Origin of the sequence: Rhizobium sp. P28RR-XV (genome assembly GCF_012641385.1) — a bacterium.
Taxonomy (GTDB): domain Bacteria; phylum Pseudomonadota; class Alphaproteobacteria; order Rhizobiales; family Rhizobiaceae; genus Rhizobium.
The window spans coordinates 541,581-561,547 of the sequence record NZ_JABAIG010000001.1 but is presented as its reverse complement, the minus strand read 5'-3'; the positions used below and the strand labels follow the sequence as shown (position 1 = coordinate 561,547).

Annotated in this window: 22 protein-coding genes and 1 tRNA gene; 15 read left to right on the top strand and 8 right to left on the bottom strand. The window is 59.5% G+C overall.

The window, feature by feature from the left end:
- Nucleotides 1-26 precede the first annotated feature (26 nt).
- Together mazG and HGP12_RS02710 are read right to left on the bottom strand one after the other, a co-directional pair.
- Nucleotides 27-875, bottom strand: coding sequence for a nucleoside triphosphate pyrophosphohydrolase (mazG, locus tag HGP12_RS02715; RefSeq protein ID WP_168839000.1), 849 nt, complete (start codon nucleotides 873-875; stop codon nucleotides 27-29).
- A 22-nt stretch (nucleotides 876-897) separates the two neighbouring features.
- Nucleotides 898-1,485, bottom strand: a complete 588-nt coding sequence (locus HGP12_RS02710) for a nucleoside deaminase (protein WP_168838999.1) — start codon at nucleotides 1,483-1,485, stop codon at nucleotides 898-900.
- 292 nt (nucleotides 1,486-1,777) lie between these two features.
- Here HGP12_RS02710 and cysG point away from each other — a divergent pair, with 292 nt between their 5' ends.
- From cysG to HGP12_RS02685, 5 genes are all read left to right on the top strand, one after another.
- Nucleotides 1,778-3,214: a siroheme synthase CysG gene (gene cysG, locus HGP12_RS02705; protein ID WP_168838998.1), complete on the top strand. Its 1,437-nt coding sequence runs from the start codon at nucleotides 1,778-1,780 to the stop codon at nucleotides 3,212-3,214.
- Nucleotides 3,215-3,217: 3 nt separating this feature from the next.
- Nucleotides 3,218-3,532, top strand: coding sequence for a DUF2849 domain-containing protein (locus HGP12_RS02700; RefSeq protein ID WP_168838997.1), 315 nt, complete (start codon nucleotides 3,218-3,220; stop codon nucleotides 3,530-3,532).
- Nucleotides 3,533-3,549: 17 nt separating this feature from the next.
- Entirely contained in the window at nucleotides 3,550-5,229 is a 1,680-nt protein-coding gene (locus HGP12_RS02695) for a nitrite/sulfite reductase (RefSeq protein ID WP_168838996.1), read from the top strand.
- Between the two features lie 11 nt (nucleotides 5,230-5,240).
- Nucleotides 5,241-5,753: a DUF934 domain-containing protein gene (locus HGP12_RS02690; RefSeq protein ID WP_168838995.1), complete on the top strand. Its 513-nt coding sequence runs from the start codon at nucleotides 5,241-5,243 to the stop codon at nucleotides 5,751-5,753.
- 231 nt (nucleotides 5,754-5,984) lie between these two features.
- Nucleotides 5,985-6,797, top strand: coding sequence for a ferredoxin--NADP reductase (locus tag HGP12_RS02685; RefSeq protein ID WP_168838994.1), 813 nt, complete (start codon nucleotides 5,985-5,987; stop codon nucleotides 6,795-6,797).
- A gap of 54 nt (nucleotides 6,798-6,851) precedes the next feature.
- Here HGP12_RS02685 and HGP12_RS02680 read toward each other — a convergent pair whose 3' ends face one another.
- The 3 genes from HGP12_RS02680 to HGP12_RS02670 all read right to left on the bottom strand — a co-directional run bounded on the left by HGP12_RS02680 (nucleotide 6,852) and on the right by HGP12_RS02670 (nucleotide 8,311).
- Nucleotides 6,852-7,466 (bottom strand): GntR family transcriptional regulator, encoded by a 615-nt coding sequence (locus tag HGP12_RS02680; RefSeq protein WP_168838993.1) that lies wholly within the window; start codon nucleotides 7,464-7,466, stop codon nucleotides 6,852-6,854.
- 177 nt (nucleotides 7,467-7,643) lie between these two features.
- On the bottom strand, nucleotides 7,644-7,850 hold the full coding sequence (locus HGP12_RS02675) for a hypothetical protein (protein ID WP_168838992.1): 207 nt from the start codon (nucleotides 7,848-7,850) through the stop codon (nucleotides 7,644-7,646).
- A 203-nt stretch (nucleotides 7,851-8,053) separates the two neighbouring features.
- Nucleotides 8,054-8,311: a GlsB/YeaQ/YmgE family stress response membrane protein gene (locus tag HGP12_RS02670; protein WP_168838991.1), complete on the bottom strand. Its 258-nt coding sequence runs from the start codon at nucleotides 8,309-8,311 to the stop codon at nucleotides 8,054-8,056.
- A 376-nt stretch (nucleotides 8,312-8,687) separates the two neighbouring features.
- Here HGP12_RS02670 and HGP12_RS02665 point away from each other — a divergent pair.
- From HGP12_RS02665 to HGP12_RS02655, 3 genes are all read left to right on the top strand, one after another.
- Nucleotides 8,688-8,763 (top strand) — tRNA-Lys (locus tag HGP12_RS02665).
- 364 nt (nucleotides 8,764-9,127) lie between these two features.
- Nucleotides 9,128-9,604 (top strand): hypothetical protein, encoded by a 477-nt coding sequence (locus HGP12_RS02660; protein ID WP_246703231.1) that lies wholly within the window; start codon nucleotides 9,128-9,130, stop codon nucleotides 9,602-9,604.
- Between the two features lie 429 nt (nucleotides 9,605-10,033).
- Nucleotides 10,034-10,237: a hypothetical protein gene (locus HGP12_RS02655; protein WP_168838990.1), complete on the top strand. Its 204-nt coding sequence runs from the start codon at nucleotides 10,034-10,036 to the stop codon at nucleotides 10,235-10,237.
- A 121-nt stretch (nucleotides 10,238-10,358) separates the two neighbouring features.
- Here HGP12_RS02655 and HGP12_RS02650 read toward each other — a convergent pair whose 3' ends face one another.
- Nucleotides 10,359-10,574 carry a hypothetical protein gene (locus HGP12_RS02650; protein ID WP_168838989.1) on the bottom strand — a complete coding sequence of 72 codons (216 nt, stop codon included), beginning with the start codon at nucleotides 10,572-10,574 and terminating at the stop codon, nucleotides 10,359-10,361.
- A 328-nt stretch (nucleotides 10,575-10,902) separates the two neighbouring features.
- Nucleotides 10,903-11,181, bottom strand: coding sequence for a PsiF family protein (locus HGP12_RS02645; protein WP_168838988.1), 279 nt, complete (start codon nucleotides 11,179-11,181; stop codon nucleotides 10,903-10,905).
- Between the two features lie 270 nt (nucleotides 11,182-11,451).
- Here HGP12_RS02645 and HGP12_RS02640 point away from each other — a divergent pair, with 270 nt between their 5' ends.
- The gene (locus HGP12_RS02640) at nucleotides 11,452-12,204 is read left to right on the top strand and encodes a cytochrome c biogenesis CcdA family protein (protein ID WP_168838987.1); all 753 of its coding nucleotides are present in this window, start codon (nucleotides 11,452-11,454) and stop codon (nucleotides 12,202-12,204) included.
- 65 nt (nucleotides 12,205-12,269) lie between these two features.
- A complete protein-coding gene (locus tag HGP12_RS02635) occupies nucleotides 12,270-13,232 on the top strand; it encodes an AEC family transporter (RefSeq protein WP_168838986.1) in 963 nt (320 codons plus the stop codon).
- Here HGP12_RS02635 and HGP12_RS02630 read toward each other — a convergent pair.
- Nucleotides 13,209-14,411 (bottom strand): UbiH/UbiF family hydroxylase, encoded by a 1,203-nt coding sequence (locus HGP12_RS02630; RefSeq protein WP_168878671.1) that lies wholly within the window; start codon nucleotides 14,409-14,411, stop codon nucleotides 13,209-13,211. The two genes, HGP12_RS02635 and HGP12_RS02630, sit on opposite strands and share 24 nt — an antisense overlap.
- 211 nt (nucleotides 14,412-14,622) lie before the next feature.
- On the opposite strand from HGP12_RS02630, the gene pcsA reads away from it, so the two are divergent.
- The 5 genes from pcsA to HGP12_RS02605 are packed head-to-tail and all read left to right on the top strand — an operon-like array spanning nucleotide 14,623 to nucleotide 19,952.
- Nucleotides 14,623-15,348 (top strand): phosphatidylcholine synthase, encoded by a 726-nt coding sequence (gene pcsA / locus HGP12_RS02625; RefSeq protein WP_168838984.1) that lies wholly within the window; start codon nucleotides 14,623-14,625, stop codon nucleotides 15,346-15,348.
- 12 nt (nucleotides 15,349-15,360) lie between these two features.
- Entirely contained in the window at nucleotides 15,361-16,344 is a 984-nt protein-coding gene (locus tag HGP12_RS02620; protein ID WP_168838983.1) for a quinone oxidoreductase family protein, read from the top strand.
- A 41-nt stretch (nucleotides 16,345-16,385) separates the two neighbouring features.
- Nucleotides 16,386-17,960, top strand: a complete 1,575-nt coding sequence (locus tag HGP12_RS02615; RefSeq protein WP_168838982.1) for an ABC transporter ATP-binding protein — start codon at nucleotides 16,386-16,388, stop codon at nucleotides 17,958-17,960.
- A complete protein-coding gene (locus HGP12_RS02610) occupies nucleotides 17,950-19,035 on the top strand; it encodes an ABC transporter permease (RefSeq protein ID WP_168838981.1) in 1,086 nt (361 codons plus the stop codon). The genes HGP12_RS02615 and HGP12_RS02610 overlap by 11 nt, the downstream gene beginning before the upstream one ends.
- Nucleotides 19,032-19,952, top strand: a complete 921-nt coding sequence (locus HGP12_RS02605) for an ABC transporter permease (protein WP_168838980.1) — start codon at nucleotides 19,032-19,034, stop codon at nucleotides 19,950-19,952. Before HGP12_RS02610 ends, HGP12_RS02605 begins: the two co-directional genes overlap by 4 nt.
- Nucleotides 19,953-19,967 lie beyond the last annotated feature (15 nt).

Below are 19,967 nucleotides of genomic sequence, written 5' to 3'. Positions count from 1 at the left end.
GAATCTGAAAGATCTCACGACGCGCTTTAGGCGGTTTTCGCGTCGCTGAGCTGACGCTCGATGGCCTTGGCCGACTGCCAGATCTCTTCCATCCGTTCCAGCGAGGCGCCTTCGAGCGTCTCGCCCTCGGCTTCAAGCGTCGTTTCGATGTGATGAAAGCGGCGGCGGAACTTCGTGTTCGTGCCGCGCAGCGCCTGTTCCGGATCTGTTTTGACGTGCCGGCCGATATTGACGACGGCGAAGATCAGGTCTCCGAGCTCGTCGCTGACCTTGGCCTTGTCGCCGCTTGCAAGTGCTGCCCGCAATTCGCCGATCTCCTCCTCGATCTTGTCGAGGATCGGCTCAGGCGCCGACCAGTCGAAGCCGACCTTGGCGGCCCGTTCCTGCAGTTTCAATGCTTCCGTCAGGGCAGGGAACGTCCGCTGCACCGAGCCCAGGAAGCCGGCCTTGAAATCTTCTGTAATGCCGCTTTTGGCACGGCGCTCGGCTCGCTCGCGCTTCTCTTCGGCCTTGATCCGATCCCATTGCAGCGTCACCGCATCCTCGGTCTTCGCATCGGAGACGGCGAAGACATGTGGATGGCGGCGGATCATCTTGCGGGAAATGGCATGGACGACGTCGCCGAAGGAAAATGCACCGGCCTCCTCGGCGATCCGCGCATGGAAAACGACCTGCAACAGGAGATCGCCGAGCTCGTCGCAGAGATCGTCCGTATCCTTCCGCTCGATCGCATCCGCGACCTCATAGGCCTCTTCGATCGTGTAAGGCTTGATGGTCTCGAAGGTCTGCACGATGTCCCAGGGGCAGCCGCTTTCGGGATTTCGCAGCGCCGCCATGATTTCGATCAGACGGGAAATGTCTTGCGATGCTTCCATCGTTGCCTCTGGTCTTGCTCTATCAATTCAGCGGGATATCGTTGCCACTCTTCGATGCCTGGTAGTTGTCGGAGAGGCTGGCATAGGCCCGCTTGATGCGCGCCGTTTGTTCCCTCAGCTCACCTTTTCGTGGATCGGCTTCCGTTTCCACCAGATCGGAGATGGAAAAGCTGTTCCAGAATGCGTTTTGACGGCGATAACCGCCAGGCTCCAGGCCGAAGACCTCCTTCAGGATCTTGAGATCATGCGGGATCGCGAAGGCGTCGCGGGAATCCTCGTGGCTGAAGAAATAGTAGAAATTGTCGAAACCGGCCCAGGTGATCGCCGACATGCACATGGTGCAGGGCTCATGGGTGGACAGGAAGATCAGATCCCGCGTCGCGGGCTTCTCGCCAAGCTCGTAGAAGCGCTTGAGCGCATGAACCTCGCCATGCCAGAGCGGGTTTTCTAATTCATTGTTGGTTTCCGCAATGACGAGCGAGAGATCGGACTTCCGCAGGATGGCGGCCCCAAAGACCTTGTTGCCGGCGGCCACGCCCTTGCGGGTCAGGTGTAGGATGTCGTGCTCCACGACGTCGAGAAGGCGGGCTGCGATGCTGTTGTCGGACAAGGTCTGCTCCAAGATTTTGGTGTCAGTCTATCGAGATTGCGCAAGCGGCGGAATGCGCAAATGACGTATGGACCAAGTTTGTCACAGGCAATAAAATCGCCACAGGCGTCAGTCAATCATAAAAGTCTATAGATTTCCTGTATTTATCTCGATCTGCTCGCCTGGTGAGTTTTGCTCAAATCCTTGTCATGTCGAGCAAAAGAATACGCGCATGCATGGGCATTAGAATTTCTGTTTCTTCAATCTCTTGGCCGCAGGGGCGATATTCGCCAAATCTCGAAGTGGAACCACGATGCCTCCCAGGACTGAACAGCTTTCGGTGTTTCCCGCCTTCTTCCGCGTGGAAGGAAGGGTAGCGGCTGTCTTCGGCAATGGCGATGAAGCCTTCGCCAAGGTGCGGTTGCTCATGAACACGCAGGCAAGGATCGTCGCCTATGCGCCGGCGCCCGAGGCTGACTATCATGCCTTCCTTATCGCCAACCGCCTCGAAACCGTAAGGGGTGATTTTTCAGCCGATCAGGTCAAGGGTGCAGCCCTCGTCTTTGCCGCCACCGGCGATGCCGAGGCGGACCGCGCGATCGTCGATGCGGCCCGCGCTGAGCGAATTCCGGCGAACGCCGTCGACCAGCCCGATTATTGCGATTTCTACACGCCGGCGCTGGTCAATCGCGCTCCCGTGGCTGTTGCCATCGGTACCGAGGGTGCCGGTCCGGTGCTGGCGCAGATGATCCGCGCGCAGATCGATCAGATGCTGTCGCCGTCGCTCGGCAAGCTGGCTGAATTGGCGACGCGGTATCGCAAGCCGGTCGAGCGCCTTGTGCCTCGTGGTGTCACGCGCCGTGTTTTCTGGCGGCGGTTCTTCTCCGGACCCGTTGCCGACGCCGTCAATGCCGGCTATCTCGCGCGGGCGGAACAGGCAGCTGAGGAGCTGTTGCGGTCGTCCCGTGAAGCTCAAGGTCGCGTGTGGCTTGTCGGCGCCGGCCCAGGCGCTAAAGATCTGCTGACGCTGCGGGCGCAGCGCGTGATGATGGAAGCCGATGTCATCGTCTATGACGCGCTTGTGCCGCAGGCGATCGTCGATATGGGACGGCGCGATGCCGAGCGTCTGTCCGTCGGCAAGCGCAAGGGATGCCATAGCAAGTCGCAGGAAGAGATCAACGATCTGCTGGTGCAGCTCGGCCGCGAGGGCAAGCGCGTCGTGCGGCTGAAGTCGGGCGATCCGCTGGTTTACGGTCGTGCGGGCGAGGAAATGGCGGCTTTGCGCGCGGCCGGTATCGGCTATGAGATCGTTCCCGGCATCACCTCGGCCTTTGCCGCCGCCGCGGATTTCGAACTGCCGCTGACGCTGCGCGGTGTCGCCTCGTCACTGGTCTTCACCACGGGGCATGATCTCACAGGCGACGTTCTGCCCGATTGGGCAAGCCTGGCCGTATCCGGCGCCACGATTGCGGTGTATATGGGACGCACGGTTGCCGCTTCCGTCGCCGGCCGCCTGATGCAGGCCGGCCTGCCGCCCGAGACGACCGTTGCCATCATCGAGAATGCCAGCCGCCGCGATCGCCGCCTGATGCACGGCATCCTGCGGGATCTGCCTGATCTCGAACACCGCGACGAGTTGAACGGGCCGGTCATGGTCATTATCGGCGATGCTGTCGCCGGTGCGAATTTTGAACAATCCGAGCCGCTGGTCCGCCGCGAGACCGTTGCTCAAGACTATGCAAGGAGCTGATTGATGGTCGACAAGGTTCTGACCGCAAACCGGCTCACCGATGGCGTCGCCGTTTGGCTGAACGCAAATGGTGAGTGGACGTTATCGCTGCAGGACGCGCTGGTCGCTCGTCATGCCGAGGCGGAAGCCGCACTGGAAGCGATCGGCAAGCAGGCCTATGCCGACAACAAGGTCGTCGACGTCAACCTGATCGATGTTCAGGAAACCGGCGGCAAGCTCTGGCCGCTGCGCCTGCGTGAGCGCATCCGCGCCGAAGGCCCCACCATGGAATACGCGCCGGGCTATGCCGCGGCCGATCCCGATTTCATTGCAGTCTGAGAAGTCCCGAGGAAATCATGTATCGTTACGATGAATTCGACCACGCCTTCGTTGCGGAACGGGTTGCCCAGTTCCGCGATCAGGTGGAGCGGCGCCTCTCGGGTGAGCTTTCGGAAGATGCCTTCAAGCCGCTGCGCCTCATGAACGGCGTCTATCTGCAGCTGCATGCCTATATGCTGCGCATCGCCATTCCCTATGGCACGCTGAGCTCGCGCCAGATGCGCATGCTCGCCCATGTCGCGCGCACCTATGATCGCGGCTATGGCCACTTTACGACGCGCCAGAACCTGCAGTTCAACTGGCCGAAGCTTTCCGAGATGCCGGACGCGCTGGCCGATCTCGCTACGGTCGAGATGCACGCCATCCAGACCTCGGGCAACTGCATTCGCAACGTGACCGCCGACCATTTCGCCGGCGCTGCGGCCGACGAAATCGCCGATCCCAGACCCTATGCCGAAATCCTGCGGCAGTGGTCTTCGGTTCACCCGGAATTCTCCTTCCTGCCACGCAAATTCAAGATCGCCGTCACCGGTGCCGAGCGCGATCGCGCCGCGATCCAGGTGCATGATATCGGCCTGCATCTGAAGAAGAACGACAAGGGTGAGATCGGCTTTGCCGTCTACGTCGGCGGCGGACAGGGCCGTACCCCGCTCATTGCCAAGCTGATCCGCGACTTCCTTCCGGAAGAAGATCTCTTGTCCTACACGACGGCAATCATGCGCGTTTACAATCTGCACGGCCGCCGCGACAACAAGTACAAAGCGCGTATCAAGATCCTCGTGCATGAAACCGGCGCCGAAGAACTGGCACGCCAGGTCGAAGTCGAGTTCAACAAGCTGAGGGATACCGAACTGAAGCTGCCGGAAGCCGACGTCCAGGCGATCTCGGCCTATTTCGCACCGCCGGCACTGCCGCAGCGCGCCGAAGGCTGGGAAAGCCTGGCGCGCTGGAAGAAGGCCGATCCGGCTTTCGCGCGCTGGGTGCAGCAGAACGTGCAGCCGCACAAGAATCCCGACTACGGCATGGTGACCATCTCGCTGAAGCCGATCGGCGGCATTCCGGGCGACGCATCGGACGCGCAGATGGAAGCGGTGGCCGACATTGCCGAGGAATATGCCTTCGATGAAATCCGCGTCAGCCACGAGCAGAACCTCATCCTGCCGCATGTGGCGCTGGCCGACCTCGAAGCCGTGTATCGCGGTCTGGTGGCCAACGGTCTCGAAACGGCGAATGTCGGCCTGATCACGGACATCATCGCCTGTCCCGGTCTCGACTACTGCGCGCTTGCCAACGCGCGCTCCATCCCGGTCGCGCAGGAGATTTCCACGCGCTTCGGCTCGGCCGAGCGTCAGGCTGAAATCGGTGAGCTCAAGATCAAGATTTCCGGCTGCATCAATGCCTGCGGTCATCACCATGTCGGCCATATCGGCCTGCTTGGCGTGGAAAAGAAGGGCGCGGAACTCTATCAGATCACGCTCGGCGGCTCCGGCGACGAGAACACCTCGATCGGCGAGATCATCGGCCGCGGCTTCGAGCCCGATAAGGTGACCGATGCTATCGAGACCATCGTCGATACCTATATCAGCCTGCGTCTGGATCCTTCCGAAACCTTCCTGACCGCCTACCGTCGCGTCGGGCCACAGCCGTTCAAGACCGCGCTTTACGGCGCGTCCTCGTCGGCAGCCGAAGCGGCGTAAGGAGATTGAACATGACCAAGATCTGGCGGGAAACCGGCTTCATTGAAAACGATCCGTGGGTCATCGAAACCGACGAAGTCAAGGCGACCGAGACGCAGAAGCCTCTGCTTGGCATCGATGCACTGATCGCAAAGGCGGAAGAGAGCAACGAGGCCGGCCTTGGCGTCGTCGTCAAGCCGGCTGATGACGTGACCCGGCTGCAGCCCTATCTCGATCGGCTCGACATTGTCGCCGTTGCCTTTCCGGCATTCAGCGATGGCCGCGCCTTCAGTCACGCCTCGCTGTTGCGCCAGCGTCTCGGCTATGCCAACGAGCTGCGGGCCGTCGGCGACGTATTGATCGACCAGGTACCGTTGATGCTGCGCGTCGGCATCGATAGTTTCGCCGTGACCAACGAGACGGCGCTGAAGCGGCTGTCGGAAAACCGCCTGCCGGGCATTCCGCACTACTATCAGCCGACCGCGCGCAAGGCTGAAGGCGGGCAGGCCTATAGCTGGCGGCGGCTGCCGGCAAAGTCGGCCTGATTTCGACAGGCTTGGGATTGCGGCAATTTGACTGTGTCGGATTGCCGTATTCAAGCCTCTTAATACATGTAAAGTCGGCGAGCTGAAATCCTGACTGAAATATACATATTTCAGTCCTGAGCCGCCGGATGGAATGGAATGCCTTTCAATACGGGCTATATTATAATATCAGCATCGCAAAATGAGCCTGCCAGGAAAGACGTGCAAGATTAATACGGGATCCGAGACAGAATGAACGCCCCCGCCAAATCAGATGAATTTGCTTCAGCAATTCCCGCCGGCGTCTTCGCCGAGAAGGTGCTGAGCGTCACGCATTATACCGACCGGCTCTTTCGCTTCACCATGACCCGGCCGCAAGGCTTCCGCTTCCGCTCCGGCGAATTTGCCATGATCGGCCTGATGGTCGATGGCAAACCGCTCTATCGTGCCTATTCGATCGCAAGCCCTGCCTGGGCCGACGAGCTGGAGTTCTTTTCCATCAAGGTGCCGGATGGTCCGCTGACCTCGCACCTGCAGAACATCAAGCCCGGCGACGAAGTGCTGATGCGCAAGAAGCCGACCGGCACGCTGGTTCTGGACGCACTGACGCCCGGCCATCGCCTTTACATGTTCTCCACCGGCACCGGTATCGCGCCGTTTGCGAGCCTGATCCGCGATCCGGAAACCTACGAGAAGTATGAGGAAGTCATCCTCACCCACACGACGCGAGATGTCGCCGAGCTGAAATACGGCTTTGACCTGGTCGAGGAAATCCGCAACGACGAGATCCTGAGCGAGGTCGTCGGCGACAAGCTGCGCCATTACGCGACCGTCACGCGCGAGGAATTCCCCTTCACGGGTCGCATCACCGATCTCATCGAGAACGGCAAGCTTTTCAGCGATCTGGGTGTGCCTCCGCTGGATCCCGCGATCGATCGCGGCATGATCTGCGGTTCCTCCGCCATGCTGAAGGACACCAAGGTCTTGCTCGAAAAGGCCGGCCTGAATGAAGGTGCCAACAACAACCCGGCCGAGTTCGTTATCGAACGCGCTTTCGTTGGGTAGACGAATTGCCGGTATGTGAACGGAAAGGCGGTTTCGGCAGCGAAGCCGCCTTTTTCATGGGCAGCTGAGATAATCGATGAGCGAGGCCATGGCGGCGCGCGCATGATCGGCATCGCCGCTGCGGATGGCGTCTATCGCCTGAACATGCATGGCTATCGCCTCGCCCATGCGATCGTGCGTTCCCGTGGAATACCAGAGCCGGCGTGCATGTGTCTGCACCGGCGCGAGTGCTGCGGTGATGAAGTTGTTGGGGCAGGCGGCTTCCAGAATCTCATCGAATGTCTTGTCGGCGGCGAAAAAGCCGGGCAGGTCGCTTGTAACGGCGCATTCCGCCATCAGGCGCGCACAGTCCCGCAACTGCTCGCGCTGCTGCGGATCGGCATGGGTGGCAACGAGCGCGGCCGCGATCGGCTCCAGTTCGCGCCGGACCTGCATGACAAATTGATGGTCCTCGGGGCGGATTTCCGCAATCTGCAGGCCGACGCGGGGCCGCACATGAATAAGGCCCTGCCAGGCAAGCTTCTGGATCGCTTCGCGCACAGGGGTTCGCCCGTGGCCAGCCATCTCGATCAACTGTTTCTCGGTAACCAGGGCGCCTGGCTGCAGCTCAAGCGTCACGATCGAGTATTCGAGCGCGAGATAGGCGAGGTGGCTAAGCGAATTCTGCATTCGAGGCGGTTTCCGGCACGTGCATTGACGGCAAAGAGTGTCATCTGGCGTCACCGAAGGCAACCGATAGTGATATATCAGGATTGCATTCAGCCTGTCTTCTTTAGCCGCTCATGTCCTTCAATGATCCGGATCGGTCTGACGGCAATTCGCAAGCCTAACGAAAAAAGCCGCGCATCATTGGCCGATTGCCGTGGAAAGGGTCGGCGGCTTCCGTTTGGCTGCCATGAGCAGATCCAGTTCCGTCGACGACGGCCCGAACTTATAGAAGAGGCGCTTTGCTTCCGCGTCGTCGAGACGATATTTCCGCGCAAATTCAGCAATGCTGTAGGGGCGGCCTCGAATGACTTTCCGCGTGGTTGTCCGATTGGCGTTTTCCGTCATGTTTCCAACCTCCTTTCGGTTCCACTTTGGTAAATAGCGCCGAGCTTGAGCTTGGAAAGGTCCGAAAGCGCATTGTGATCGTGCGGATGTCGTGGCAAGCCGCTGCGCACGCTTGCGAAACTCGCGCAACAAAAAGGGAAGGCGGGACATCCCGCCTTCCCTTTTTCCTCTTCCCGATTTGGGCGTAACAGCCCGATATGCAGTTACCGCCTGATCAGTCGGCCGACGAAAATCAGGATGCAGGCGCCGATGAAGCCCGTGACCAGATAGTTCAGCCATACATGGAACGGCAGCGCGATGCCGAGGGCACGGAACAGCCAGCTGGCGACGAGCGCGCCGACGATGCCGAGGATGATGTTCATGAATATGCCGGTGTTGCTCTTCATGATCATCTCGGCGAACCAGCCAGCCAAGCCGCCGATGATAATTGCTGCAATCCAACCTACGTTTGCGTCTTCCATAAAAGAACCTCCTGAGGGCCCGACAGGTTGTTAACAATAATCGATATACACCAAAAACGATTCGCACCCCAACAGTTGCCTATAGCGGGCCGATGGAACCGATCTCTGCAACCCTGATTATTAAGGGAAATTGTTACGGTTGTTTGCGCCCTTGAGAATCGGTTGCCCCGCCAAAGGCGGGCCTGTTGCGGCGCCCGATTTTCAACCTTGCTTCGCCTGGGACGTTTTTCCGGCTCGCCGCCGCCATTTCGTCATTAGGAGACGAGGAAAAGCACCTTCGGGGCATGACAACCTCTATTTTATGGGTTGACCGCAATAGGGCGTCTGCATATGTTCCGCGCACTTCCGGCCGAGGCAGCATCTGCCTGCGGAGAGGGAGAGCGTAGCTCAGTCGGTAGAGCAACTGACTTTTAATCAGTAGGTCATGGGTTCGAGCCCCATCGCTCTCACCAGCGTTTTTCCGCTGTTTCGATGATTTTCCTGAGAATCTGCCTTGTTTTTCGGACAAAGCGTCCGATGGCTGTTTGCTTGTCGTTGCAAGGGGAGCGGGTTGTCAGGATGGCTCTCGACTATCGATCCGTGGGAGCGCGCATAGCATCTCGCTGCACCAATAATCTCCCCCCTGTAAACTGTCGCGCAACTGACCTTTAAAGCGAAAGCCAAGGTTTTCGGTCAGTGCGGGCGAGGCGCTCTTGCGAGATTGCATAACGCACAGGTTGTTGATGTCGTTTACGTCGAAATGGCTGGTGAAGATCGTCGATCGGGTAGTAAGGTACACTGATCAAGAGGATGGCTGGTAAAGACGACGGGCAGATAATGGAATTCGTGGCAGATTTGTCCCTATGGGAAATCTACGCAATCGTTTGCGGGCTGTTGGGTTCCCTCGGGATTTTGTTCGGGCTGATTGCCGGAAAGAGGTTCGGGATTGCGTTGAGGGTGCTGCCCCTGGTTGGTGTGGCGATCACGACGCCGGTCACCGAGCATCTTGTGATTCCCTATCTCACGGCGCGTTATCCGGTGATCTTCGCCAACAAGGATCTACCCCGGAAGGTCGATCAGAAGACCACATTGATGAAAATAGATCTCACGGATCGCATCTACAGCTATTTCTATGATCTCGATGAGGATGACGACGATTTCGATCCGCCTCTCGTCAAATCCGCCCAGCTTGCCGACATTTGCGATTTCCTCCTGCCGAAATTCAGCTCCGGCGAAGCCTTGCTGGCAAATTACATCTATCAGCTCAAGGGCAGGGATTACTCGTTTTCGGTCGACAGCCGCGACTGCTCTTGAGGCTTGGATAGGCCGCCATGCGATAGCCCGCTCCGGTCATAAGGCGGGCAAAGCGACTAACACTATGCAATTGCCGAGAGCGCTACGATTGCAGCCGCCGTCAAGGCGCCGAAGATCGGCAGCAATGTCAGCATAACAAGCCGAGCGAACTTCTTCCTTTCGATCGTCGTCATGATCAGGTTCCCTCACTTAGCAGTGACGCTTAAACGCTGGGCAGTGACGTTTAAACGCTGGAATTCGTGATTCGTTTCGCATCGACTGTCGTAATTTTATATTATATGTCGCTAAAAGTATGGCGCTTTTCGGTTCCACGCTCGAAAGCCTCGCCGGCCTCGGAATCGGATCGTTGCCGGGCAGCGATATCCACCGTCTCGCTTGGAACAGAATCGAATCGACCGAGTTCCTCTTCCAACAAAGAGGAGACCTATCTTGGCACACGATCAGTCGCACGATCCGCGGGACGGAAACGAAGGTAAGCAGGCGCTGGCGAAGATTCAGCATAGCAAGGCACATGATGCGGATCGGACAGCGAAGGATAAGGACAATGCCAAGCTCGTTGCCGATCCACGCAACAGGCTCGCCGGCGGCAAGGTCGATCCGGCGACGAGGGAGCTAAAGCCGACGAAGGAGTGAACCATCGCGGTTCGCTGTTCCGATGACCGCAAGGGCATTGCCGCGCCCCAGGCCAACGGGCTTGGTGGCTCGGTCGCATTCGATTGGACGACTATACCGCAGCCGCGTGGTTCTCCACCGTTCACGAATGCAGCGGCTGTGTCGGTGACGCCGCGGCATCGGTGTCGTCCAAGACGAGAGCCATGATTGCCAGGAGAACATAATCCCGCTTCCAACCTGATTTCGCCGCCGCGGTCACCAGGCTTTCAAGGGAAGGTTCAAGAGCGAAAAGACAAGCTGCGAGATAGTTGGCATGCGACATGGCTTCGGAAGGGGGAGGGTTTACGGTTGGTTTCAATTTCCTGCTCCATCATTGATTTGACCGGACAGGAATCAGCTGTAATTTCAGCGGGTTTCTGGTGTTTGTCTCGTCTGTTGCAAAACATTGCTGCCGCTAAAGCGGCCGTTCCGAGGGAACTATGCAATCGCTGCGGCGGCGCTGATGGCGTCGGCCCTGAAGCACAAAGACCATGTGGTAAGCACCCGCTATCACGCGCGCTGTCTTTCGATGCCGCATTGGAGCATATCTGCCCGGCTGAGGGCATGGGGTGACGAACCCGCCGCAATGATCAACTCTACCGCCATTTCGACGGCAAAGTTGATCGTTGCGTAAGACGTATCTTGGCTTAGACCTTGCCGCCGTTCTTCTTGCAGTCGCTGCGGAATTTGGCGCGCGCCTTTCCATGCAGCCCCTTGGCATCGGCCTGGGTCGAACATGCCTTAGACACGGCAGTCTGGGCCGGCTTCATTGCTTTTGGCTTGGTCGTGGTGGTCGTTGAAGGTGTCGACGTCGCTGCACTGGGGGTTGTTGTCGTGGTGCTGGGGGTCGTCGCGGTTTGCGCCATGGCGCTTACGCTGAAGAGTGCGACAAAGGCTGCAGTCGTGAACGTGGTAGCAATTCGCATGGGGCTTTCCTCCGTTAAATAGCTGAGATGGAATATGCGTTGTTCTACGAACGAGGGCAGCTTGGACCCCGAATTGGGCGAAAAGTGAATTCTTTCATCCGCTTCTCCTGCGGCGTTTGGTCGCGTCTGTGGATACGGAATTCCAGCCTTTGGCGGGCTCCGCAACCATGCGTTTGCGAGGCTTTACCAGCGCCACCCCCGAAAAGGTGATTGGCTTTCAGTTGCCCGCAACGTTAGGAAGGGATCGAAATGACATAGCCGGAGTCCATCGTGTCGCTCGCCGATATCTCGCTTCTGAGTGCGTTGCTCGCAGGAGCGCTTTCGTTTCTTTCGCCCTGCGTGCTGCCGCTCGTGCCCCCTTATCTTTGCTACATGGCGGGCATCTCGGTCGAGCAGTTTCGCGGCGGTGGCACGGCCGTAGCGGCGAGCCCGAGCGTTCGCGGCAATGTGCTGATGTCGGCACTGTTCTTCACGTTAGGATTTGCGACCGTGTTCGTCGCGCTCGGTGCCGGTGCGTCCTCGATCGGCATGCTCTTGCGCCAGCACCTCGATATTCTCGCCAAGATCGGCGGCATCATCATCGTCATCATGGGGCTGAATTTCCTAGGCCTTTTCCGCATCGGCCTTCTGGCCCGGGAAGCACGCTTCCAGAGCGGCGGCAAGCCGGCGACGTTGACGGGCGCCTATATCATGGGGCTTGCCTTCGCCTTCGGCTGGACGCCCTGCATCGGTCCGGTTCTTGGTGCCATCCTCGGTATTGCCGCATCGCGTGAGACTGTCGGCGCCGGCGCCGGCCTGCTTGCCGTCTATTCGCTGGGCCTTGCCATTCCATTCTGGATCGCCGCCGGCTTTTCCGGCGCTTTCATGAGCTTTCTCTCCCGTTTCCGCCGCCATCTCGGCACGGTCGAGAAGGTGATGGGCGGGCTTCTGGTGCTCACCGGTCTTGCCTTCATCTTCGGCTATGTCAGCGACATGGCGATCTGGTTTCAGCAGACCTTTCCAATCCTGATGAAAATCGGCTAAGCCGAGCGATACCTTTCGCCCCCAATTTTCCTCGGTAAATGGAACATGCCCGATGGCTGACCCCCATGGCTGACATTGTCGGTCTGCTGCTGCCGTTCTTCGGCCTGATCCTGATCGGTTATGCCGCCGCGCGCGTTACGAAGCAGCCGGCGGAGGCGCTCGGCTGGCTGAATACCTTCATCATCTATGCCGCATTGCCGGCGCTGTTCTTCAAGCTCGTGTCCCAGACGCCGATCGAACAGCTGACGCGGATCGACTTCATCGCCGCCGATATCGCTGCAACCTATTCGATTTTCCTGCTGCTGTTTCTGATAGGCCGCTTCCTGCGCCGCAATTCGCTTACCGACAGCACGATCCAGGCGTTTGCCGGCGCCTACGGCAATATCGGCTATATGGGGCCGGGGCTTGCACTATTGGCGCTGGGCCAAAGGGCCGCCGTACCGGTCGCGCTGATCGTCTGTTTCGAAAACGCGCTGCATTTCATCGTTGCCCCGGCCTTGATGGCGCTGGAAGGCGGCGACAAGCGCTCGCCATGGCGGCTTGCCGCGGATATCGCCGGCAAGGTGCTGCTGCACCCCTTCATCCTGTCGACCGCGCTGGGCTTCGCCGTGGCGGCGCTGTCACTTCACCAGCCCGTCGCCTTCGAGCGATTTGTCAACTATCTCGCACAAGCAGCTGCACCTTGTGCATTATTTGCCATGGGGGTGACGCTTGCCCTGCGTCCATTGAAGCGGATTCCGGTCGAGATCGGCTATATCGTGCCGGTGAAGCTCGTCCTGCATCCGCTTGTCGTCTATATCGTTCTACAAGCTATCGGCCACTTCGATCCCATTTGGATCGAGGCGGCCGTATTGCTGGCGGCGCTGCCGACGGCGACGAATGTCTTCGTCATCGGCCAGCAATACGGCGTCTGGCAGGAGCGGGCCTCCGCCACCATCTTGATCACCACGGCCTGTTCCGTGGTGACGGTTTCCCTCGCTCTCTATTTGATAAAGTCGGGCACCTTACCGGCGCAGCTTTTCCCGTAACATCGATGGAAAATTGCGCAGGCTGCCGCCGGGCTCGATACCCTCGCGCATCACGATATTGCGAAGCGGAGCAATGGCGGAAAGCACATGCAGTCCCGCGGCGCGCAGCATCTGCACAGGCAGGAAGTCCGATAGAAGCGAGCGATTGAGGAGATCGACGCTCGCCGTCCGGCTGACGATATCAGCGCGCCTCTTGCGGTCGAAACTATCGCCCGCTGTGGCCGGGATCGGCTGGTCCGCGCGCGAGCAGAGAATGTCCGACAGCGCCAATATATCGCGAAGGCTGAGATTGAGCCCCTGGGCGCCGATCGGCGGAAATATATGGGCCGCTTCGCCGGTCAGCGCGGCACGGCCCTTGCCGAAGCGATAGGCCGTCATGCCGGAAAGCGGCCAGACCTGCACGCTGTCTTCGACGGTTACCTGGCCGAGCATCGATTGCATGCGCTCCTCCACCAGCCTGCCAAGTTCCTCGAGCGACTTTTCGGCATTGGCAGCCGCTTCGGCCGGTTTCTGCACCCAGACGAGGCTCGAACGCCTGCCGGGCAACGGCACCTGCGTGAAGGGGCCGCTTTCCGTATGAAATTCCGTGGAGATGTTCTGATGCGGCAGGCTATGCGTGAAGTTCAGCACCATCGCCGATTGCGGATAGGACCAGCCCTTGACCTTGATCCCCAGTGTCTCGCGCACCATCGAGTTACGGCCATCGGCGCCGACGACGAACGCGGCTTCGATCGAATCGCCGTTGTCGAGAGCGATCGTCACCCCATCGTCACGGAAGGTGATTTCCGAGGCAGTGGCTTCGATGCGGCTGATATTGCCTTCCGCTTCGATGGCCTTGCCGAGATTGTCGAGCAGGACCGCATTCGGAATGTTGTAGCCGAAAGCATCCAACCCGATTTCAGACGATCGGAACGACACGGTGGGAGCGCGCAACAGCCGCGAAGTGCCGTCGACGATGCGCATCGTGGTCAGTGGCGCGGCCGAAGGCGCGATCCTTTCCCACAGCGTCAGGCGCTCCAGAAAACGGATCGATTGATCCATCAGCGCCGTCGTCCGTTTGTCGGCTTTATTGTACGGCGCGGCGACAAGGGCGACGGATCTTCCGCCGCGCGCGAGCGCGAATGCCGTAATCATTCCGGCCAGGCCACCGCCGATAACGGCCACTTCAATCTGCTTCATATCGATGCCTCAATTGCCTCTTGTCTGAAAATAAGCGCTTAGCCTGTTGAAATCCATGGGATGAAACATCGCAACGGGTGAAAATGACAGCAAGTCGCGCTAGCGTGCCTGGATCGACGCTTTTGTGCTGGCGGTGCAAACCAAAGGATGCATATTAGCGAAAAAAACCGCCTGCCGGGGCAGGCGCATAAGCAGGCGAGTTACGGGGCGGATGAAAATCTTCAAGTACAAGCGGGTGCCTTACGCGGAGATGCGTGCCTTCTCCGTTCATATTCTGACGGCCTCGGGGTCATTTCTCGCCTTTCTTGGTGTCGTTGCCGCATCCGAGCATCGCTTTGTCGACATGTTCTGGTGGCTTGGCCTGGCGCTGCTGGTCGACGGCATCGACGGACCGATCGCGCGCAAGGTTCGCGTCAAGGAAGTCCTTCCCAATTGGTCCGGCGACACGCTCGACAATATCATCGATTATGTGACCTATGTGCTCCTGCCGGCCTTTGCGCTCTATGAAAGCGGCATGATCGGCGAGCCGTGGTCGTTCGTCGCGGCCGGCATGATCGTGGTCTCCAGCGCCATCTATTATGCGGATACCGGCATGAAGACGGATGAATATTTCTTCTCCGGCTTCCCGGTCGTCTGGAACATGGTGATCTTCACGCTCTTCGTCATCGATGCCAGTGCCACGACGGCGATGATCCTCGTCGGCTTTTCCGTCGTTTTGACCTTCCTGCCGATCAACTTCCTGCATCCCGTGCGCGTCAAGCGGCTGCGGCCGCTGAACCTCGGTATATTTCTTTTCTGGTCGGCGCTCGGCGTCTATTCGCTGCTGATGCACTTCGTCATGCCGCAATGGGCCGTTTTCCTCTTTATCAGCAGCGGTATTTATCTCTATTGTATCGGGGCCGTGCTGCAGTTTTTCCCGTCCCTCGGACGTCAATGAGGATTGCGCGTCATGAAGAAGACCAAGGTCATTCGCATCCATGAAAATGGCGGTCCCGATGTCATGAAGCTGGAGGAGGTGGAGCTGCCGCCTCCCGGCGCGGGTGAGGTGCGGATCCGCCATGCCGCGATCGGCCTCAATTTCATCGATGTCTATTTCCGCTCCGGTCTCTACAAGGTGCCTCAGTTTCCATTGTCGCTTGGCAAGGAAGCCGCGGGCACGATCACCGAGGTCGGGCCTGGCGTGACTGATTTCGTCGTCGGCGATCGCGTCGCCTATGTCGGCAGCGACGGCGCCTATAGCATCGAGCGCAATATCGAGACCCGCCATCTGGTCAAGGTGCCTGATGATATCCCGCTCGAAACCGCCGCATCGATGATGCTGAAAGGAATGACCGCGGAATATCTGCTGAACCGCACCTTCAAGGTGGGGCCGGGAACGACTTTGCTGTTTCACGCCGCCGCCGGCGGCGTCGGCTTGATTGCCGGCCAATGGGCCAAGGCTCTTGGAGCCGGCACCGTCATCGGCACGGCTGGCTCCGCGGAAAAGGTCGAGCTGGCATTGGCGCATGGCTATGACCACGTCATCGACTACAGCAGGGAAAACTTTGCCGACCGCGTCCGGGAGATTACCGGCGGCAAGGGTGTTGATGTCGTTTACGATTCGGTCGGCAAGGACACGTTTCCACATTCGCTCGACTGCCTGAAGCCGCGTGGCATGTGGGTCACCTTCGGCCAATCGTCCGGCCCGATCGAAAATTTCAATCTCGCCATCCTCAATCAGAAGGGTTCGCTTTTCGCCACCCGACCGAGTCTCTTTGCCTATATCGGCACATCTGACGAGTTGAGAGCCAGCGCGAACGCGTTATTTGCTGTTGTGCAAAGCAGCAAAGTGCGTATCAATATTCATCAGACTTATCCGCTTGTTGATGCGGGGCGCGCGCACGCGGATTTGGAAGCCAGGAAAACGAGTGGAACTACACTACTGATCCCATAGATCCGTAAAGGACAGGTCGGTGGGAAGGAAATGAGGGGAACGTGTCGTCATCTGATGCGCCGGCAACCGGTGCGCTATTGTCGGTTCGCAAATTGACGAAACTGTTCGGCAGTTTTGCGGCTTGCAGCGAAATCGATCTTGAAATCCAGCCAGGGGAAATTCACGCTCTCCTCGGTGAAAACGGCGCAGGCAAATCCACGCTCGTGAAGATGCTGTTCGGCGTGCTCGAGCCATCGCATGGGCAGATCGTATGGCAGGGACAACCTGTTTCGATCGACGCGCCTGGCACGGCGCGCAAGCTCGGCATCGGCATGGTGTTCCAGCATTTCTCCCTGTTCGAGGCGCTGACCGTCGCGGAAAACATCGCGCTCTCGCTCGACAGCAATATCCCGCTCGCAAGAATTTCCGAGGAAGCCGCAAAGCTTTCGCGTGCCTATGGGCTGCCGCTCGATCCGAGTGCGCATGTCGCCGATCTTTCCGTCGGCGAACGGCAGCGCATCGAGATCGTCCGTGCGCTTCTGCAGAATCCGAAGCTGATCATTCTCGACGAACCCACCTCCGTTTTGACGCCTCAGGAGGCCGATCGTCTGTTCGAAACCCTGTTCCAGCTGAGAGACGAGGGGCGCTCGGTGCTCTATATCAGCCACCGGCTGGAGGAAGTGCAGCGCATCTGTTCGCGCGCCACCGTATTGCGCCATGGCAAGGTAACCGGCGCCTGCGATCCGCGGCAGGAAACGACGGGCTCGCTTGCCCGCATGATGGTCGGCAGTGATGTCGCAAGCGTACATCACGAAGGCTTGGACAAGAAGGGGGATATCCTCCTGGAAGTCGCGGGCCTTTCGGCATCTGCGCGAACCCCCTTCGCCATGTCGCTGAAGGATGTTTCCCTGCGCGTGCGTGCCGGCGAGGTGCTGGCGATTGCCGGTGTCGCCGGAAACGGCCAGGGCGAGTTGTTCGATGTCATTTCAGGTGAATACACCGTTGCATCGGATAATCTCGTCCAGTTGCGCGGCAAGGCTGTGGGTGCCAAGGGCATCAATGCGCGCCGGCTGCTGGGTGCCGGTTTCGTGCCCGAAGAGCGCCATGGTCACGCCGCCGTGTCGGCATTGAAACTCTCCGACAATCTCGTGCTCGCCCGCAATCAGTCGGATCGCAAGGCGTTTCTGAGCGGACGCTTCCTCAATATCATCAGGCACGGGGCGGTCAAGCAGGCGACGAAGCGGATCTGCGAGGCGATGGATGTCCGCAAGAGCGGCGAGGATCCGGCGGCCGGCGCGCTTTCCGGCGGCAATCTGCAGAAGTTCATCGTCGGCCGCGAACTGGATCGTCAGCCGAGCGTTCTCGTCGTCAACCAGCCGACCTGGGGCGTGGATGCGGGCGCCGCCAGCCGCATCCGCCAGGCTCTGGTCGATCTTGCCCGCGACGGTTCGGCCGTGCTCGTCATCAGCCAGGATCTCGATGAGATTTTCGAAGTCGCGACCGACATCGCCGTCATCTCCGAAGGGCGACTGTCGCCGTCCTATCCGGCACGTGAACTGACCCGTGAAAAGATCGGGCTGCTGATGGGCGGTCAGCACGAATCGAAGACGCATTCGGAGCCTGCTCATGCGCATTGAACTTGAAAAGCGCCCGCAGGTCTCGAAGCTGTTCGGCTTCCTGTCGCCATTGCTGGCACTCGCATTGGCGCTGATCGCCGGCACCATCATGTTCGCCGTCATGGGCAAGGATCCCGTCGAGGCGCTTAATGCCTTCTTCGTCGAACCTCTGCTGGAGGTTTGGTCGCTGCACGAACTGGCGATCAAGGCGGGGCCGCTGATCCTGATCGCCGTCGGCCTTTGCCTTTGCTACCGGTCCAACAACTGGAATATCGGTGCCGAGGGCCAGTTTACCATGGGTGCCGTCGCCGGATCGTTCATCCCGATCGTCTTCACCGATTGGCATTCGCCGATAGTCCTGCCTTTGATGCTGGTCGCCGGCGCCGTCGGCGGGGCGCTCTATGCGGCCATTCCAGCGCTCCTGAAAGCGCATTTCAATACCAATGAGATCCTGACGAGCCTGATGCTGGTCTATATCGCCCAGCTGTTTCTGGATTGGTTGTCGCGTGGCCCGTGGCGCGATCCCCAGGGTCACAATTTTCCGCAGAGCGTCGATTTCCCGCCGGATGCGGTGCTGCCGGCGATATGGGAGGATTCCGGACGCGCGCATTGGGGCATCGTCTTTGCCGTGGTCGCGGCGATCCTTGCCTGGTTTCTGATGAAGTACACGCTGAAAGGCTTTGAAATCACCGTGCTTGGACAATCGGCGCGGGCAGGGCGCTTTGCCGGTTTCTCTTCGCGAAAAATGGTCTGGTTTGCCTTCCTCTTCTCCGGTGCGCTCGCGGGATTGGCCGGTATATCCGAAGTTTCCGGCTCCATCGGCCATCTGCAGCCGGCGATATCGCCGGGCTACGGCTTCACCGCCATCATCGTTGCCTTCCTCGCACGTCTCAATCCGCTCGGAGCCATCCTGTCCGGCCTCGTGCTGGCGCTGACCTATCTCGGCGGCGAAGCGGCACAATTGTCGCCGGGTATCTCCGCCAAGGCGGCCAGCGTCTTCCAGGGCCTGCTGCTGTTTTTCGTGCTCTCCTGCGACACGCTGATCTATTACAAGATTCGCCTGGTCTGGTCGCGAGTTCGGGGGGGTGCGGCATGAGTGTCTTCGAAGCAATCCTTCTCACCATCATCACGGCGTCGACGCCGCTCGTCATTGCCGGCCTCGGCGAACTGGTGGTGGAACGTTCGGGCGTGCTCAACCTCGGTGTCGAAGGCATGATGATCATCGGTGCCGTTGCCGCTTTCGTCGGGGCGCAGGTGAGCGGATCTCCCTATGTCGGCCTGCTGACCGGCATCGTCGCGGGTGCGCTGTTTTCGCTGCTGTTCGGCTTCCTCACCCTGACGCTGGTCACGAACCAGGTTGCGACCGGCCTGGCGCTGACCATCCTAGGCCTCGGCCTTTCCGGCATGATCGGCGAAGGTTATGTCAGCGTGCCGGGCGTGCAGCTGCATGAGATCGTCTTCCCGTTTCTGTCGGACATTCCACTGATTGGCTCGGTACTGTTCAGGCAGGATCTGACCTTCTACCTCTCGATTGCGCTGCTGATCGGGGTCAACTGGTTCCTTTTCCGCAGCCGTGCCGGCCTCAAGCTGCGCGCCGTGGGCGACAGTCATGGCTCGGCCCACGCGCTCGGCATCGACGTCATTCGCACGCGCTATCTCGCCGTCATGTTCGGCGGTGCCTGCGCCGGGCTTGCCGGTGCTCAGTTGTCGCTCGTCTACACGCCGCAATGGGTCGAGAACATGTCGGCCGGCCGCGGCTGGGTAACGCTTGCGCTGGTGGTCTTTGCGTCCTGGCGGCCGATGCGCGTCATGGCCGGCGGCTATCTTTTCGGCGCCGTGACGATCCTGCAGTTTCATGCGCAGGGCTTCGGTGTCGGCATTCCCTCGCAGTTCCTGTCGATGCTGCCCTATGCATCGACTATTGTGGTTCTCGTCATCATCTCTCAAAATCGCCGCGCGACCTTGATCAACACGCCAGCGTCGCTCGGCAAGGCCTTCGTTCCGGAGCGCTGAAGACACGAACCGGAC